Consider the following 13,163-nt stretch of genomic DNA (forward strand, 5'->3'; position numbering starts at 1 on the left):
GGGTATGGAAGGGAAGAGGGCATGGAAAGGAAGAGGGCATGGAAAGGAAGAGGGGAATGCTTGGTAATAAGGAGATGAAAAAGACAAAAGATAAATATCTGTTGGCATTTTTCCTGATATATATGGTTGTATTGTTCCGCATCACTGTTTTCCGTTCCACCTTCAGCCTGTATCATGTCATGGAGAACGGAACAATCAACCTGTCCTTATTTCAGGATTATATTCCTCTCATCAGGCAGGAGAGATGGTTTCTGGTCCTGTACCTGTTTGTGGGCAATATTATCTGGTTTGTTCCATTGGGATGCGTGCTTCTGGCTTCCGGTAAGGTGAAGGGAATCTGGAGCGCGGCGGTATGCGGGTTATGTTTATCCCTTATTATCGAAACATTACAGTATATATTTGGGACAGGCGTGTCAGAACTGGATGATTTGGTATTAAATACAATGGGGACATGGATTGGCGCGGCAATGGTCCGGCTGTGCCGGCATTACCGGCGCGGTCAGGGACGGTATCAGGAATAAAATTATTAGCAATCATGTTCCAGACAGTCCAAAGATTGCAAGGCCCCCGCTAGGGTAACACGGGGGTACTAAATACAAGGTATACAGTGTATATAACAAGCCTATGTTGGATACGAAAGAGTCATCCACTCTAACGCAGACAACTATTCGCGAAAGTCTAGTTTAACGAATAGTTAGTTACAAATTAAGCATTGATTAGTACATCTTTTAACAATTTGTTAGGGGGTGTATTTTTTATGTCTAAGCGTATCATAACAATCATTTTAGTATCTCTCATATCATTGACTTGTGCTTTTGGTTCGTTCGCGTCTGAAATTGCTACATCCTCTAATGCCCAATTAAATATTGCCACATCTAGTAATGCAATGCCTTTAGATGACTTTATGGAATCAGATGGTTTTGATATGTTGGATGTTCCTGTATTCATGTCCTCTGGTGATTTACCATCTGTATCTAATACGGTTGATTTTAGTTCTGTGCAGTTGACAATGTATTATTATGATATGTCTAATAATGTCAAGTCTGTCCATGCTGGTTTTAATGGTTCTGGTTATGCTTCGATTGCGCGTCCATCTGATTATGCAAGATTGAGTTTCATCCGTTTTAGATTATATCGTAATTCACTGCCTCCTTCTGGCATTTATGATGTATCTGTCAATTTTGCATCAAATACAGGTGTCACATATACAGGGGCTGCTATATATAGTCTTAAGAAAACAGCTAATGCTTCTTCTGATTCTAGTTATATTAATGTTGGTTTTACACAATCAAGTGGCGATTTTTATATATCGAATGTGGTTGATTTAGGTAATGTGTATGAACTTGCATTTGATATGCGTTCTAATGATTTAGTTCCTCCTTATGGTGGGTATGTAAAGATTAATTTTACTAAGACCACTGCCCAACCTGATTATACTACTGCTGGTGGTTCTTATACGTCTGATAATGCTACGCATGATATCGCAAATAATACGGCCCAGCAGGTTGAACAAGGGGACACTATCATCGAATTAATCAAAAATACGATACAGACGATTAGTTCACAATTGACGGCTTTTTGGAACCAGCTTGCAGGTGAATTTACGAATCTTTATAACAAGATGACCCAGCAACATTCTGAACAGTTACAGGCTGACCGGGATAATACGGATGATATCATAGCTGCTGAGGAATCCAATACTACGGATATCATTAACAATGATAACCGTAATACTGATACGGTTGTGAATGGTTATGATTCTTCTAATCTTGATGAATCTGGTAATAAATTGAATGATAAGTTGCAGGAATATGAATCTGCTGAATCCAATATCCATGATACTGCATCCGGCTGGTTATCTGACTATACGATGCCTGATTTTGATAATTTTCTTAATACTGGCGGTATCCTGTCGGCCTGTATCTGGCTAGGTGGTTTTTGGCAGACTGTGTTCGTGAATATGGGTGCTTTTAATATACCTGTCACTCTCTCACTTACCCTTGTTTTCGTGTTGATGCTTGTTGGTTATCATAGGTTCCGGAGGTGATCCCATGTTTAATTTCTTTGAGTCGATTGCGAACCTGATTGGATTTATCATCAACTTTTTTATATCTGCTATACAGATGCTTCTTACGGTCATTACCCAGATACCTGTAGCCCTTACCTTTATTGCTTCTGCTGTGGTGTATCTTCCGGCGTATTTAAAGACGTTCGCTTTACTCTTTGTTGGTACCTGTGTGATTTTCAATATCATTAATAAGGGGGATTGACATGGCTGGTTTTTTTATATTCATTGCATCAATGTTTTCAGACCTTGTTGGGCTGTATTTTGATTTACCTTTCCTTGATGGTGTTTCCCTTGGTGATATTCTTGTAGCGATTGCTATCCTTGGTGTTGTTGCTTCTGCCCTGGTTGGTCAGCTTTCTTCTTTTAATCTTCGTCATGAGGCATCAGAAGCAAATAGGGTCGAATCTGAAAATCAACGGTGGCTTAGTAAAACGGATGATTATGGACGATAGGGGTGTTGTATATGGATGTGCTTGTTACTCTTTACCGTTGGCTGTTTGATACTGTTAAATCATTCTATATGTTTCTTTACCAGGATGCTGGATGGATTGGTATATCAATCATTGGTATTGCTGTATTGAAGCGTATCGTTAATCTGATAAGGAGGGCGCATGGTCATTGATTATGTTAAGCGTATGTCTGTTGTATTTTGTGCTTTGGCTGTTATCTCTATTGCTTTTGCAGTACCTGCCTATGCACGTACTGCAACTTCTTCCGATGCTGTGCGCGATACTGATTATGATATTGCTGATTCTGAAGCTTTAGATGGTTCTGGTAACACGGATATGGATGATGTGTTGCCTGATGGTTCAATGGATGATGTGAAGGTGGCTGAAAATGCGGCGGATTATGAATATCTTGATGATGATGAGGTTCTGCGTTACATATTATCCGAAGTCCAGATCATACGTGATTCCATGTCTGGCCCGGCGCTTGCTTCGCCGTCTGAAGCGGTTCCGTTGGAGGATTCGCAGGAAGGTACGGATGATGTTAGTATCCTTGCTCTTGATATTGATGACGCTGGTCTTTATGCGTCTGGTATTTCCTTGCCTGACCATGATGTAGTATGGGTTTCTGGTACTTTTGATGGTGAGCCATATACGCTTGTTGTCCCTGCTGTTACTTATCCGTCCCTTTATGTCGGCGGGAATGGTGTCCTTTATAATGTATCCGGTAGTAATATTACCTGTAGGCTGTTTCCATCCGGTACATTCGACCCTTCTGATTATAATTACAGGAACCTTACTTTGTATCCTATCCTTGGTAATAGTGCCAGTAATTTATATCGTTATGATTATCTGTCTTACATGACTTATTATTATCGTGGTTCCTCTTCCACTTCTCTTTCGTCCAGTACCACTTATGGGAATTTTTATGTGGAGGATATTGAGATACAGCGTTCCATTGATGTCTCATACCGGACATATTATGTTGCTGTTTCCAGTTTCTTTGTATTGGGGGTGATTGTATTATGCTTTTGGAAAAACTCACGGCGCTTATAGGTGCCGTCCCTGCTGGTAGTGAGGATATAGTGTATGTTGTTGCATGCCTTATCTTACTATATATGTTGGACGAGTTCGTATCACTCGTCAAGATTGCCTTTAAAGGTTTACGTTAATTGAAAAGGAGGAATGATTTTATGAGTACCGTATTAGGCAATGTAACTTCTTTGGTAACCTGGTGTCTTACTACATTCACATCTTTTACGGGCTGGCTGATTGCTGATGATTTAGGCGCAATCTACCTTGGGATGTTTATTGTAGGCTTTGCTATGGCTGCTATGTTCCGGCTGCTCCATAGTGCTTAAAGGGGGGTGGACTGTATGTTGAAAGGTTTTATTTTGCGTAATCGTCTGCGTCTTGCCTGTGCTGTCCCTGTGACTTCCCTTGCGCTTCCACTTACTGCTTTTGCGGCTGAAGGGGATTCTGCGGGTGTGACTGGTGTGTTGGATAAGGTCACTACCCTTATCACATGGGCACTTGGCACATTCACAAGCTTTACGGCCTGGCTGATTGGTGATTCCCTTGGTGCAATCTATCTTGGGATGTTCATAGTCGGTTTTGCCATGGCCGCACTGTTCCGTCTGCTTCATAGTGCCTAGTCATATGGGGGTGGTATCATGTTTGATTTCTTAAATGCGTTTGGTGACTTGATTTTATGGTTCCTGCAATCAGTGGTTTGGGATGATATCGTGATATCACTCCCATTTGCTTTTGTTATCATAAGCATGGTTTTCCTTTGCTTTAGAAAGTTGGTGGGCTTGCGTTGAGATATCTGCTTTTCTTTATGGTTTTTATCCTTGGGTTCATGGCGTTCGCATACCGTTATCGTAATCCATATAAACTTATCATGATTTTTGGTAAGAAAGGTAGTGGTAAGACTACCCTTCTTACCAAATTGTCACTCAGGTATTTGAAGGCTGGAAGACCTGTTTATAGTAATGTGCCCATACCCGGTGCATATCTGTTTGATGCTTATGATATTGGTTTTAAGGCCATCCCTCCAGGTGCTGTCATCTTCCTGGATGAGGTCGGTATGATATGGGATTCACGTGACTTTAAGTCATTCAAGAAGGAATACCGTGATTATTTTAAGTTACAGCGTCATTATCATCATACGGTCTATCTTCTTTCACAGTCATTTGACATTGATAAGAAGCTCCGTGATTTGACTGACCAGATGTATCTCATACGTTCGTACTTCAATGTGTTTTCCGTTGCCCGGCGTATCAATAAGACTATTACCATTGTCCATGCGGATTCTGGGACAGGGGAGTCCCATCTTGCTGATGATATGCAGTTTGATTCCCTCCTGCTCTTTTGGGCAGGTTCCATCAAGGTTACGTTCATCCCACATTATACAAAATATTTTGATTCGTTTGATGCGCCTGTACTTAAGGATGCTGAGTATGTGCTGTGTCCTATTCCGGATTTACCTTATGCTAACAGGAAGGAATATATAATCTATGTATTACATTGTATTCGCCTTTTTCTTATACGGTCTGCTTACCTTCTGCTTGCACGTGTTAAGATTTTTCTGTCGCAGAAAAAGAGCAAAAGGAAATAATATGATGATTGAGGGGGATGCGCCCCGGCTTTAGGCCGGGTGCACCCCCCGGCCGACTTCGGACCCCCGTCTAATTAGGTCCGAAGTCCTGAAAAATTCTTTCACTTTGTAGTATTCTTCACAAAGTTTTAGGAGGTATTCCCTTATGCTTTATTATTACAATCCATTGATTGAGGACGGTATATTTTACTCTTGTGATTCCCTTCGGTTCTCTTTTGTTTTCCCAGATGCGGACACAGTAGAAGATTTCCTTACCTTCCTCTCCCGCCTTCCCGGCTCCACCCATTACCAGTCCTTAAAGGATTTTGATTACAGATACCTTTATGTGTTTGGTATTAAAGGATTGAGTTTCAGTATCGGCCTTTGTATGAATGGGATTAAAAAGGAAACTGTCTTACAAGGCTTTTTGGATTTTAACCCTAATAAGATACTCGGTGATATATCCTATGGCAATGGATTTATGGGTACGGTTCATTCCCCGTTTAGTAATGAGGAATCTTCCTACAAGGATTTAAGGTGTCAGATAAAAGAGATTCTGATGGAGGTTATGGAAAACCTTTGGTCATGTACGGAAGAAATAAGAATCAAACGTTGGGATTTAGCTGTGGATGTTCCGTATGGTCGCGATTGTGTCCAGCTTATCAAGGATAACAGGAAATACAGTCAGTTTTATAAATCGGCTCAGGATTTTACAGAGTATTTAGGGTCTATGTCAAGTCCAGGACGTGTGAAGGTCTATAATAAGCAGTTGGAAGCGGAACTTGATTATCCCCTTACCCGTATTGAGGTCACGTTGGACAGCTTGGATTACATTGACTGTTGCCGATGCTGGCCCAATGTCTATACCCGTAAGGTAATCGACCTGGCAGAAACCAAGGTCATTGTGCAGTTGCTTTCGGAGCAACCAGTAGATAGGATGGATTATTATCTCCGGCAGATGTCGGCCCCTACGAAACGTAGATACAAGGCCCTGCTCCTGGAACGTCCCTTTGAGGTTACAGGTCCTGTCTTTAACAAGTTGCGGAATCAGTTATTGAGATATCAGGAGGGGGATTTTTATGAATAGACCAGTTGGGAAAATCAAGGTCAGTGCATATCTTACTAAGAAGCAGTATAACCAGCTTTGCCGATACATGGAATATTGTGAATGTTATGCCACTCCTGCGGAACTGGCTACCCGGTTAGTATCAATTGGCCTGGCTGATGCCGTCAAGCGTGGGGTAATTGATGATGATTAGTAACACATGGTCATGCCGGCTCCGGCCAGGCCAGAAATCACCTGCAGGTGAAAATGTGTTACATAGATAAAGATATCCCCGGCATAGAGCCGGGGATTTTGCTGTTATAGTGCTTTTGGTAATATGCCTTTTGCTTCTAGGACTTCTACTAATGTTTCTATGTCTTGTCTGGTTTCTTTGGTTCCCTTCTTTGTCTGGTATTCTAGGTTGGTTAGTCTTATGTCTATTTCTTCTAATTTGTTTTTTATAGCCTTGTTTTGTACTTTTAGAGTTTCTATGCTATCATGGATTGGTTTAAGTTCTTCTTGTAGCATTCCTCTGATGGCTTCTAGCATTTCATTTTCATTCATTTAGGTTATCCTCCTTAAAATTCCCTTAAATCGATTCTTGTTCATTCTGGTGAGTTATGGATGGTTGTTCGTCTTTTTTATCTTGTTCAATTTGATTTATTTCGTAATTCGGTATAGATATCGCAAGTTCATTCATGATTCTTTTTATTACGTATTCTGGTTTATTAGGTTTGTCTGTATAAAAATTGATAAGTTTTATGTCGGCTTGTTTGACGATTTCTTTTACTTTCATGTCTCTTTCTCGCCGTTTGTATTGTTGATGTGATATATCATTTAATTCAATTAAAAGTAGAATATTATAATTTTTATCGAATATTCCGAAATCAATATTTCGATATAATTCATTTTGATACCGAAATTCTCCTGTTTTTTGTATAATTGTAGCTAAATTTATTTGGGGTATAATAATTAAATTATATTTTTTTAGTTCGTATAATATTGATAAAAATTGTTTTTCTGTGTTTGTTAGAAAATATTTCTTTTTATATTGATTTTTATTGATGTTGTTATCTTCTTTTGTTAGTTCTTTTTCTTTTAGTTCTTCAATTCTTCTTATGTTTGTGTCATTGTCTTTATTTTTTTCTTTGATTAGTTTAATGATAATGTAAAGTAGAATTATAATTAGTATTAGTGTTATATAGGTCTGATACATACATTTTCCTCGTTTGGGTTGACTATTTATTTTTAGTATTGATGTAGTCGTTTAACCGTATAATCTTGCATCTTCCGTGTCATGATGCTTTTCTCCTCCGAGTAAGTCCATATAAGCTTCTAATAATTCTTTTTGATGTACATCATATTTCCTGTATTTGGATATGATTTCTTTTTCTTTGGGGGTGTATTCTGGTTCTCTTAGGCCAAATAATTCATCTGATGATATGCCAATATATTGTAGTACTAACACAAATTTATCCATTGCTGGTTTGGTTCCGGTTTTCCAACTTGATAATGTTGTTTGACCTATTCCTGTTCCTTTGCTTATTTGATAAGCTGTTATTCCTTTTTCTTCCATTATTCTAAAAAGTTTAGATACATAATTTTCCATAATCTACTCCAAAATATTGATTTAACTATTGACTGCTCCAAAATATTGTAGTATAATCTTAGTATAAGATAAGTAACAATTAAGCGCTTAGTTAGTATCTATTTTATCACAAATTTAGTTAGTTCACAAGAATGATTTAGTTAGTGCATAAGGAGGATTTAATATGATGGATGAAAAGCGTATTCGCCAGACACTTAATGATGTTGTAGAACGGTATCTTCTTGGCGATGATGATTCTGAATCGTCATTATTTGGTTATACTTGGCTTTATGCGCAATTGAGTTTTGCGTTTAATATTTGTGTAATTACTTTTGAAGAGTTTCTTGCTTTGTATAACGTTGTCGAATGTGCTTATAGAAATGGTAGGAGGGGTCCCGAATGCGTAGACTTTCCAAGGCTCTCTTAGAGCAGGAACAAAATGAAACCAGCGTGGCAATCTGTCGTGCCATGGCGTTGCATGACCAGTGCCGTGTTGATGTATTACAGTATCATTTTTCCCGTCTTGAAGCCATCTTGTCTTACATAAATGAGGATTCAGACGATATTCCGCCTATTTAGGTTGCCCCCAGGGTATCCCTCCGTGGCCCTGCCCTGGTCTATAATATAACCAATTAGTTAGTTTAAAGAAAGTGAGGATTAGTTATGGTATATCATGTTTTAGGTATTGAGAGGTTCGAAGGCGTTTCTAAAAAGACAGGTAAGCCTTATGATTTTACCCGTTTTTATTCTGTTCCTTCCCGTCAGCCGGATAAGGTCCGTGGTGTCAGGGTGGAGAATGTGGATGTCTGGAATGGTCAGTATGCGCCGGATATCTCCGGTATCCATCCTGAGGACTATGTGGATTTTAATTTTGACCGCAGGGGTTTTGTTGATGCTGTCCAGATAGTTGATTCACCTAACTAGCGTATGCACTATTCCCCGGCCCCAGGTATTATCTAGGGGCCGGGGATACTCCTTCCCCTTGATTGCTGATTGGTGCCAGGTTCCTGGCGGTCGCGGTTCATCATGTCCCGGATGCACCTACGGTGTCGCGGATATGGGAAATGTGTTACAGATTATAAGAAAGTAGTGGTTGGATGAAAATTGAACTTACGGAACGTGAATTACGATACCTTAACCGGGTAGTAAACGTCCGTCTGGATGAATTATTGGAACGTTGCGCCAGGATACGCCGTATTCGTTCCCTTGATGATATAAACACGTCAGAGCGTTTCAGCATTGCGGAATCTGAAATCAAGGTTTTGAAATCAGTTCATGATAAGGTTGCTGATGCTCTTTCGGATTCTTCTTTGTCATAACAGATGTACTATCCACTTAATAAAATAAAGTAACTATTCCTAATAAGTCTAGTTTAACGAATAGTTGGAGGTGTTTCTATAACATCCATCAATTATCTGAATCAGAATCCATTTGAAAATAAAATTGAATGAAGGTGGTGTCTGTATGTTCGTTGCTACTCCTTCGGATGCTTCACAACCTTCTGGTCATGACGTTACTGCATTGCAGGACTTACTGAATGATTATGAATGGCAACTGATGCAGTCCGAATCCCTGGACACGTCCGTTGATAATGCAAGTATCTTCCGTACTGCTGAAAATACGGCTGATATTGTACAGCTTCTCCTGTGCGCTGATTTCCTTCTTGCGCTGATTCTGGGTTGCCTGTTGTGCTCCATATTCAGCCGTTTCCTGAGGTGGTGACTGTATGCGTTACAATGGTGATGGTTTTGTTGCTTTTATGTTGGCCCTGGCCTTCGTGGTAATCACGATGGTCGGTTTGATGGATGGGGGTTTTTAGTATGCAGATTGATGGATTATTAACAATGTATGCCCCATATGTAGGCGTTGGTTTCCTGCTTGGTTGTCTGCCCATGCTAGCTGGTGTAGGTGTCCATGTGGTTATCAATATATTTAAAAAAATCTAATTAAAAAGGAGAAAGAAATTATGACTATGAAAGAGAGATTCCAGAATAGGGTTACTGTTGCACGTTGTGCGGTTGGTGGTGTTGCTGTTGCGGCCCCTCTCCTGCTCGGCACGGTTACATCCTTTGCGGCTGAGGGTGATGCCGCCGACCCGTTGATTACTGCCTGTACATCCATTGCTACATCTGCTACAACTGCAATCAACGGTGTGATTCCGATTGCCTTACCGCTGGTCGGTGCTGGCCTGGTCATCACAATCGGCCTTAAGGTGTTCAAGCGTATTGCTGGCAAGGCATAATCAATCTACTTTGGGACAGTCGTCATAGTGATGGCTGTCCCAAGCCATTTGAAAGGGGTAATGATATGCGTTATTTGAAACGGTTTTTATGCGCCGCCCTCTCCCTCCTCCTGCTGTCCATGTTCCCCCTCACCGCCCTGGCGGCTCCTGCCGTCCCTACGGTTGCGGAATATGTCTTTGACACGTTGCTGTCCGCGAATGGGATTGATGTACCCTTATCATCCGTCAATTCCTGGTTGGGTGAATGGTCGGATTATAACGATTATCTGTCACAGGGGGAACGGGGTGAACTTGGCAGTTACAGCCAGTACCTGTATGACCTGTCCCATAATGCGGATACGGAAGCCTTGAAGCAGAAGGCAATCGAGAATGCCGGTACGCTTACGGACTGGATGCAACTTGATTGGTCGGATGCTGGCGGTACGGATATCACGCTGGGCAAGGGGATACTGAATGGCTGGTATGATGGTGTCAAGGGTACGGCGGCTGATGTGACGGCGAGTATACAGGGATATCTCAAGACGTTCTCGTCCTACGGTACGGGTGCATTGGATTACATCAAATCGTTTGCTCCGTTCCAGGAAATCGCCCTTAAGGGTACGCCCGGCCCCAGCCAATATCAGGCTGTCCTTGCATCTTATAATACTCCTTATAATGATAGTGACATAACCTGGGTATATAACTATTATTACCCTGAGGGATTTTCTGCTTCACACAAGCCTTATGCTTATCTTGAATCTTACGATGCACCACAGGGCCGTTGGCTGTTGCGTGCCAGGTATATATATGGTCTGCCGCCCTATATCGGCGAAGCACGTTCCATGCAGGTTTTCACATGGCGTTATACCTATAAGCGCACGAATGGTATTGTATCCAATAATGTAAGGCAGTATACCGAGGATGGTGCTTTCTATCTCCCATCCGAAGCAATCCACAAACTGCCCTTCCCGGTCTTTGCGAACAAGGCCGCCGCGGATGCGTATGCGGCTGACCAGTCCATGCAGGATGTATATAACAAGGTGGGCCAGGGGCTTCCTGTGACCAATGTCAACCAGCAGGCCCAGACCACGGAAGTCAAGGTCGTTCCGTCCGTCATAACGCTTCCCCAGACGGGGGTGGATGCCGCCGGACTGCTGGAACGCCTGGATGATGCCATGGACAGGATTGATGAGTTGGAAGCCGCATTGAAGGAAGCCGGACTTGTGATTGGCTGGGGGAATGATGTTGTCCTGCCTACGGAATCAGCGACAACCGGGGAAGGTGAGGACACGGAAACAAAAGCCACCCTTGCCGCCATCCTTGCGAAGGTGGAAGCCATCCCGGCAACGATTGAAGCCATGTTTGACAGGAAGCTTGAACCTGAGGACAGTGACAAGGATTTGGAGGATATGAAGATGCCCTCTTCCATCTCAGATAAGTTCCCGTTCTGCATCCCGTTCGATGTGATATATCTGGTCAAGTCCATGAATGCATCTGTCGAAGTCCCACGCTTTGAACTGCCCTTTGAGATACACTATCAATCATTTGACTATGCTCATACTTTTGTGGTTGATATGTCCGAATGGGATGCCGCTGTTAAGATACTTAGGACCATGCTTGACCTGCTTTTCATTGCTGGTCTGATATCCGTCACACGTGACATGATAAGGGGGTAGGATGATATGTCAGTTGTATTCAAGGCGTTAAGTTATATGATGGGGATAGCCATTGATTTACTGCCGGACTCCCCGTTCCGTGGGTTCATCGATAACATTGCATCGATACCATATATAAGCTTCTTCAACTACTTTGTCCCGGTCAGTGACTTCATTGCAATCCTCACCGCATGGGGGACTGCAGTCGGCCTGTATTATGTTGTCAGTGCCATATTGCGCACGGTCAATGCGATTGATTAAGGGAGGTATGTCTGCATGATTGTGTTATATTCCGGTACTCCTGGAAGTGGTAAGTCCCTGGATACTGCCAGGACCATCCATAACTGGTGTAGGCGTGGTGCGCCTATCATCTGTAACTTCCCACTCAATGAGGATAACATACGTGTCCGGCGCAGGAAGGACATCCACTTTGTGCCTAACGGTGAACTTGACCCGGATGCATTGGTTGCCTTTTCCAGGGCGTATTTTTCAGGCCGTCCATGTAAGGAGGACAGCATACTTCTGGTCATTGACGAGGCCCAGTTATTGTTCAATGCACGTGACTGGTCTGCCAAGGGCCGCGACCGCTGGAACTGGTTCTTCACCATGCACAGGCACTTCGGTTTCTTCATCATCCTGTGTGCCCAGTTTGACCGCATGCTGGATAGGCAGGTTCGCGGATTGATTGAGTATGAATACATCCATCGCAAGGTGAACAACATGGGCCTTAAGGGTGTGTTCCTGTCCTGTCTCCTGCTCTCCCCCACCAACCTTTTCGTCAAGGTGAAAATCTGGTATCCCATGAAAGAGAAGGTAGGCAGTGAGTTCTTCCAGTGCAGGAAAAGGTACTACAGTATCTATGATACGTTTGCACTGCTGGACAGGGCGGACAGGCGCACGGAAGGGGGCGTGGGGGCCACGCCGGGCGACTGCCCGGTCTGCCCGGATGTTACAACCGCTGATGATGCCCCGGTCCTGTCTCCTGTTTGTCCGGATACTTCTAATTGTTGTGTTGACGGTACATCAACCGCATCCATTTAATCTCGTCCTCCTGTTCCTTTATTGTCCTGGCCTGGGCATGGATGATGATGATTAGAATCAATAGTATGCATATTTCAATGGTGTATTTATGGGTTAGTATGGCAATTCCTATGTGTATGGCTCTTATGAGTATTATCTGCAAAATAGACCCCCCCCCTTGCAATTGTATGGAATTGCTGGGGAGGATGTTTTTTACATGGTTATGTTACCGTTTATGTCTCCTACTATCACTTTTCCCTTGTTGTCCCCTACTATGACACCACTGCTGTTCTGGATGTGGATGCCCTCCCCTCCGGCCGGCTTCATATCCCTTGCTATCAGGTCATTCACGTAGGCGTTAAGGGACTTGTATCCCTTTGATTTCCAGTGCGCTTCTATTACCGCTTTCTGACCTTTTGGAAAGTTTATGCTGGCTCTATCGTATGATTCTTTATTAAATTCATTTTTGTATTTTGTTGCGTTGAAATCACTCATTTATTATTTCCTCATACATCTTGTGT

General features: G+C 42.4%; 23 protein-coding genes. 19 read left to right on the forward strand and 4 right to left on the reverse strand.

All coding sequences use genetic code 11. The features are described from left to right. The first annotated feature begins 56 nt into the window (after positions 1–56). From DWX59_RS13690 to DWX59_RS13730, 10 genes are all read left to right on the forward strand, one after another. Entirely contained in the window at positions 57–521 is a 465-nt protein-coding gene (locus tag DWX59_RS13690; RefSeq protein ID WP_165641429.1) for a VanZ family protein, read from the forward strand. 236 nt (positions 522–757) lie between these two features. Continuing rightward, on the forward strand, positions 758–2,047 hold the full coding sequence (locus DWX59_RS13695; RefSeq protein ID WP_117559794.1) for a hypothetical protein: 1,290 nt from the start codon (positions 758–760) through the stop codon (positions 2,045–2,047). Positions 2,048–2,051: 4 nt separating this feature from the next. Next, positions 2,052–2,270 carry a hypothetical protein gene (locus DWX59_RS13700; RefSeq protein ID WP_117559795.1) on the forward strand — a complete coding sequence of 73 codons (219 nt, stop codon included), beginning with the start codon at positions 2,052–2,054 and terminating at the stop codon, positions 2,268–2,270. 1 nt (position 2,271) lies between these two features. Further along, positions 2,272–2,520, forward strand: coding sequence for a hypothetical protein (locus DWX59_RS13705; RefSeq protein ID WP_117559796.1), 249 nt, complete (start codon positions 2,272–2,274; stop codon positions 2,518–2,520). Positions 2,521–2,679: 159 nt separating this feature from the next. Next, on the forward strand, positions 2,680–3,570 hold the full coding sequence (locus DWX59_RS13710) for a hypothetical protein (protein WP_117559797.1): 891 nt from the start codon (positions 2,680–2,682) through the stop codon (positions 3,568–3,570). Between the two features lie 137 nt (positions 3,571–3,707). Next, a complete protein-coding gene (locus DWX59_RS28715; protein WP_165641432.1) occupies positions 3,708–3,875 on the forward strand; it encodes a hypothetical protein in 168 nt (55 codons plus the stop codon). Positions 3,876–3,908: 33 nt separating this feature from the next. Then, positions 3,909–4,169 (forward strand): hypothetical protein, encoded by a 261-nt coding sequence (locus DWX59_RS13715; protein WP_147325813.1) that lies wholly within the window; start codon positions 3,909–3,911, stop codon positions 4,167–4,169. A gap of 248 nt (positions 4,170–4,417) precedes the next feature. Then, positions 4,418–5,134, forward strand: a complete 717-nt coding sequence (locus DWX59_RS13720; protein WP_235845049.1) for a zonular occludens toxin domain-containing protein — start codon at positions 4,418–4,420, stop codon at positions 5,132–5,134. A gap of 145 nt (positions 5,135–5,279) precedes the next feature. Then, positions 5,280–6,200, forward strand: a complete 921-nt coding sequence (locus DWX59_RS13725) for a hypothetical protein (RefSeq protein WP_117559799.1) — start codon at positions 5,280–5,282, stop codon at positions 6,198–6,200. Beyond that, a complete protein-coding gene (locus DWX59_RS13730) occupies positions 6,193–6,372 on the forward strand; it encodes a hypothetical protein (protein WP_117559800.1) in 180 nt (59 codons plus the stop codon). The genes DWX59_RS13725 and DWX59_RS13730 overlap by 8 nt, the downstream gene beginning before the upstream one ends. A 104-nt stretch (positions 6,373–6,476) precedes the next feature. Here DWX59_RS13730 and DWX59_RS13735 read toward each other — a convergent pair whose 3' ends face one another. The 3 genes from DWX59_RS13735 to DWX59_RS13745 are packed head-to-tail and all read right to left on the reverse strand — an operon-like array spanning position 6,477 to position 7,767. After that, a complete protein-coding gene (locus DWX59_RS13735; RefSeq protein ID WP_117559801.1) occupies positions 6,477–6,722 on the reverse strand; it encodes a hypothetical protein in 246 nt (81 codons plus the stop codon). Positions 6,723–6,747: 25 nt separating this feature from the next. Then, entirely contained in the window at positions 6,748–7,374 is a 627-nt protein-coding gene (locus DWX59_RS13740) for a DUF2726 domain-containing protein (protein ID WP_117559802.1), read from the reverse strand. Between the two features lie 51 nt (positions 7,375–7,425). Next, positions 7,426–7,767: a helix-turn-helix domain-containing protein gene (locus tag DWX59_RS13745; RefSeq protein WP_117559803.1), complete on the reverse strand. Its 342-nt coding sequence runs from the start codon at positions 7,765–7,767 to the stop codon at positions 7,426–7,428. A gap of 163 nt (positions 7,768–7,930) precedes the next feature. Here DWX59_RS13745 and DWX59_RS13750 point away from each other — a divergent pair, with 163 nt between their 5' ends. The 9 genes from DWX59_RS13750 to DWX59_RS13790 all read left to right on the forward strand — a co-directional run bounded on the left by DWX59_RS13750 (position 7,931) and on the right by DWX59_RS13790 (position 12,663). After that, complete coding sequence (locus DWX59_RS13750) at positions 7,931–8,173, forward strand: hypothetical protein (RefSeq protein WP_117559804.1); 243 nt, start codon at positions 7,931–7,933, stop codon at positions 8,171–8,173. Between the two features lie 236 nt (positions 8,174–8,409). Next, positions 8,410–8,670: a hypothetical protein gene (locus DWX59_RS13760; RefSeq protein WP_117559806.1), complete on the forward strand. Its 261-nt coding sequence runs from the start codon at positions 8,410–8,412 to the stop codon at positions 8,668–8,670. A 173-nt stretch (positions 8,671–8,843) separates the two neighbouring features. Beyond that, on the forward strand, positions 8,844–9,065 hold the full coding sequence (locus tag DWX59_RS13765; protein ID WP_117559807.1) for a hypothetical protein: 222 nt from the start codon (positions 8,844–8,846) through the stop codon (positions 9,063–9,065). A 145-nt stretch (positions 9,066–9,210) separates the two neighbouring features. Further along, positions 9,211–9,468: a hypothetical protein gene (locus DWX59_RS13770; protein ID WP_147325815.1), complete on the forward strand. Its 258-nt coding sequence runs from the start codon at positions 9,211–9,213 to the stop codon at positions 9,466–9,468. A gap of 98 nt (positions 9,469–9,566) precedes the next feature. Continuing rightward, on the forward strand, positions 9,567–9,692 hold the full coding sequence (locus tag DWX59_RS29615) for a hypothetical protein (protein WP_268878107.1): 126 nt from the start codon (positions 9,567–9,569) through the stop codon (positions 9,690–9,692). 20 nt (positions 9,693–9,712) lie between these two features. Beyond that, positions 9,713–9,988, forward strand: a complete 276-nt coding sequence (locus tag DWX59_RS13775; protein WP_117559809.1) for a major coat protein — start codon at positions 9,713–9,715, stop codon at positions 9,986–9,988. A 65-nt stretch (positions 9,989–10,053) separates the two neighbouring features. Then, complete coding sequence (locus DWX59_RS13780) at positions 10,054–11,643, forward strand: hypothetical protein (RefSeq protein WP_117559810.1); 1,590 nt, start codon at positions 10,054–10,056, stop codon at positions 11,641–11,643. A gap of 6 nt (positions 11,644–11,649) precedes the next feature. Further along, on the forward strand, positions 11,650–11,883 hold the full coding sequence (locus DWX59_RS13785) for a hypothetical protein (protein WP_117559811.1): 234 nt from the start codon (positions 11,650–11,652) through the stop codon (positions 11,881–11,883). 15 nt (positions 11,884–11,898) lie between these two features. Then, complete coding sequence (locus DWX59_RS13790; protein WP_117559812.1) at positions 11,899–12,663, forward strand: zonular occludens toxin domain-containing protein; 765 nt, start codon at positions 11,899–11,901, stop codon at positions 12,661–12,663. Between the two features lie 192 nt (positions 12,664–12,855). Here the strand turns inward: DWX59_RS13790 and DWX59_RS13795 are convergent, their stop codons facing one another. Next, the gene (locus tag DWX59_RS13795) at positions 12,856–13,137 is read right to left on the reverse strand and encodes a hypothetical protein (protein WP_117559813.1); all 282 of its coding nucleotides are present in this window, start codon (positions 13,135–13,137) and stop codon (positions 12,856–12,858) included. Positions 13,138–13,163: the final 26 nt, after the last annotated feature.

The sequence above is a fragment of the Enterocloster aldenensis genome, assembly GCF_003434055.1.
In the GTDB taxonomy this organism is placed as follows: Bacteria; Bacillota; Clostridia; order Lachnospirales; family Lachnospiraceae; genus Enterocloster; species Enterocloster aldenensis.

Excerpts from the sequence above, each read along its gene's own strand:
- DWX59_RS13690 (WP_165641429.1), top strand. The coding sequence starts at position 57 with ATGCTTGGTAATAAGGAGATGAAAAAGACAAAAGATAAATATCTGTTG.
- DWX59_RS13695 (WP_117559794.1), top strand. The coding sequence starts at position 758 with ATGTCTAAGCGTATCATAACAATCATTTTAGTATCTCTCATATCATTG.
- DWX59_RS13700 (WP_117559795.1), top strand. The coding sequence starts at position 2,052 with ATGTTTAATTTCTTTGAGTCGATTGCGAACCTGATTGGATTTATCATC.
- DWX59_RS13705 (WP_117559796.1), top strand. The coding sequence starts at position 2,272 with ATGGCTGGTTTTTTTATATTCATTGCATCAATGTTTTCAGACCTTGTT.
- DWX59_RS13710 (WP_117559797.1), top strand. The coding sequence starts at position 2,680 with ATGGTCATTGATTATGTTAAGCGTATGTCTGTTGTATTTTGTGCTTTG.
- DWX59_RS28715 (WP_165641432.1), top strand. The coding sequence starts at position 3,708 with ATGAGTACCGTATTAGGCAATGTAACTTCTTTGGTAACCTGGTGTCTT.
- DWX59_RS13720 (WP_235845049.1), top strand. The coding sequence starts at position 4,418 with ATGATTTTTGGTAAGAAAGGTAGTGGTAAGACTACCCTTCTTACCAAA.
- DWX59_RS13725 (WP_117559799.1), top strand. The coding sequence starts at position 5,280 with ATGCTTTATTATTACAATCCATTGATTGAGGACGGTATATTTTACTCT.
- DWX59_RS13730 (WP_117559800.1), top strand. The coding sequence starts at position 6,193 with ATGAATAGACCAGTTGGGAAAATCAAGGTCAGTGCATATCTTACTAAG.
- DWX59_RS13735 (WP_117559801.1), bottom strand. The coding sequence starts at position 6,722 with ATGAATGAAAATGAAATGCTAGAAGCCATCAGAGGAATGCTACAAGAA.
- DWX59_RS13740 (WP_117559802.1), bottom strand. The coding sequence starts at position 7,374 with ATGTATCAGACCTATATAACACTAATACTAATTATAATTCTACTTTAC.
- DWX59_RS13745 (WP_117559803.1), bottom strand. The coding sequence starts at position 7,767 with ATGGAAAATTATGTATCTAAACTTTTTAGAATAATGGAAGAAAAAGGA.
- DWX59_RS13750 (WP_117559804.1), top strand. The coding sequence starts at position 7,931 with ATGATGGATGAAAAGCGTATTCGCCAGACACTTAATGATGTTGTAGAA.
- DWX59_RS13760 (WP_117559806.1), top strand. The coding sequence starts at position 8,410 with ATGGTATATCATGTTTTAGGTATTGAGAGGTTCGAAGGCGTTTCTAAA.
- DWX59_RS13765 (WP_117559807.1), top strand. The coding sequence starts at position 8,844 with ATGAAAATTGAACTTACGGAACGTGAATTACGATACCTTAACCGGGTA.
- DWX59_RS13770 (WP_147325815.1), top strand. The coding sequence starts at position 9,211 with ATGTTCGTTGCTACTCCTTCGGATGCTTCACAACCTTCTGGTCATGAC.
- DWX59_RS29615 (WP_268878107.1), top strand. The coding sequence starts at position 9,567 with ATGCAGATTGATGGATTATTAACAATGTATGCCCCATATGTAGGCGTT.
- DWX59_RS13775 (WP_117559809.1), top strand. The coding sequence starts at position 9,713 with ATGACTATGAAAGAGAGATTCCAGAATAGGGTTACTGTTGCACGTTGT.
- DWX59_RS13780 (WP_117559810.1), top strand. The coding sequence starts at position 10,054 with ATGCGTTATTTGAAACGGTTTTTATGCGCCGCCCTCTCCCTCCTCCTG.
- DWX59_RS13785 (WP_117559811.1), top strand. The coding sequence starts at position 11,650 with ATGTCAGTTGTATTCAAGGCGTTAAGTTATATGATGGGGATAGCCATT.
- DWX59_RS13790 (WP_117559812.1), top strand. The coding sequence starts at position 11,899 with ATGATTGTGTTATATTCCGGTACTCCTGGAAGTGGTAAGTCCCTGGAT.
- DWX59_RS13795 (WP_117559813.1), bottom strand. The coding sequence starts at position 13,137 with ATGAGTGATTTCAACGCAACAAAATACAAAAATGAATTTAATAAAGAA.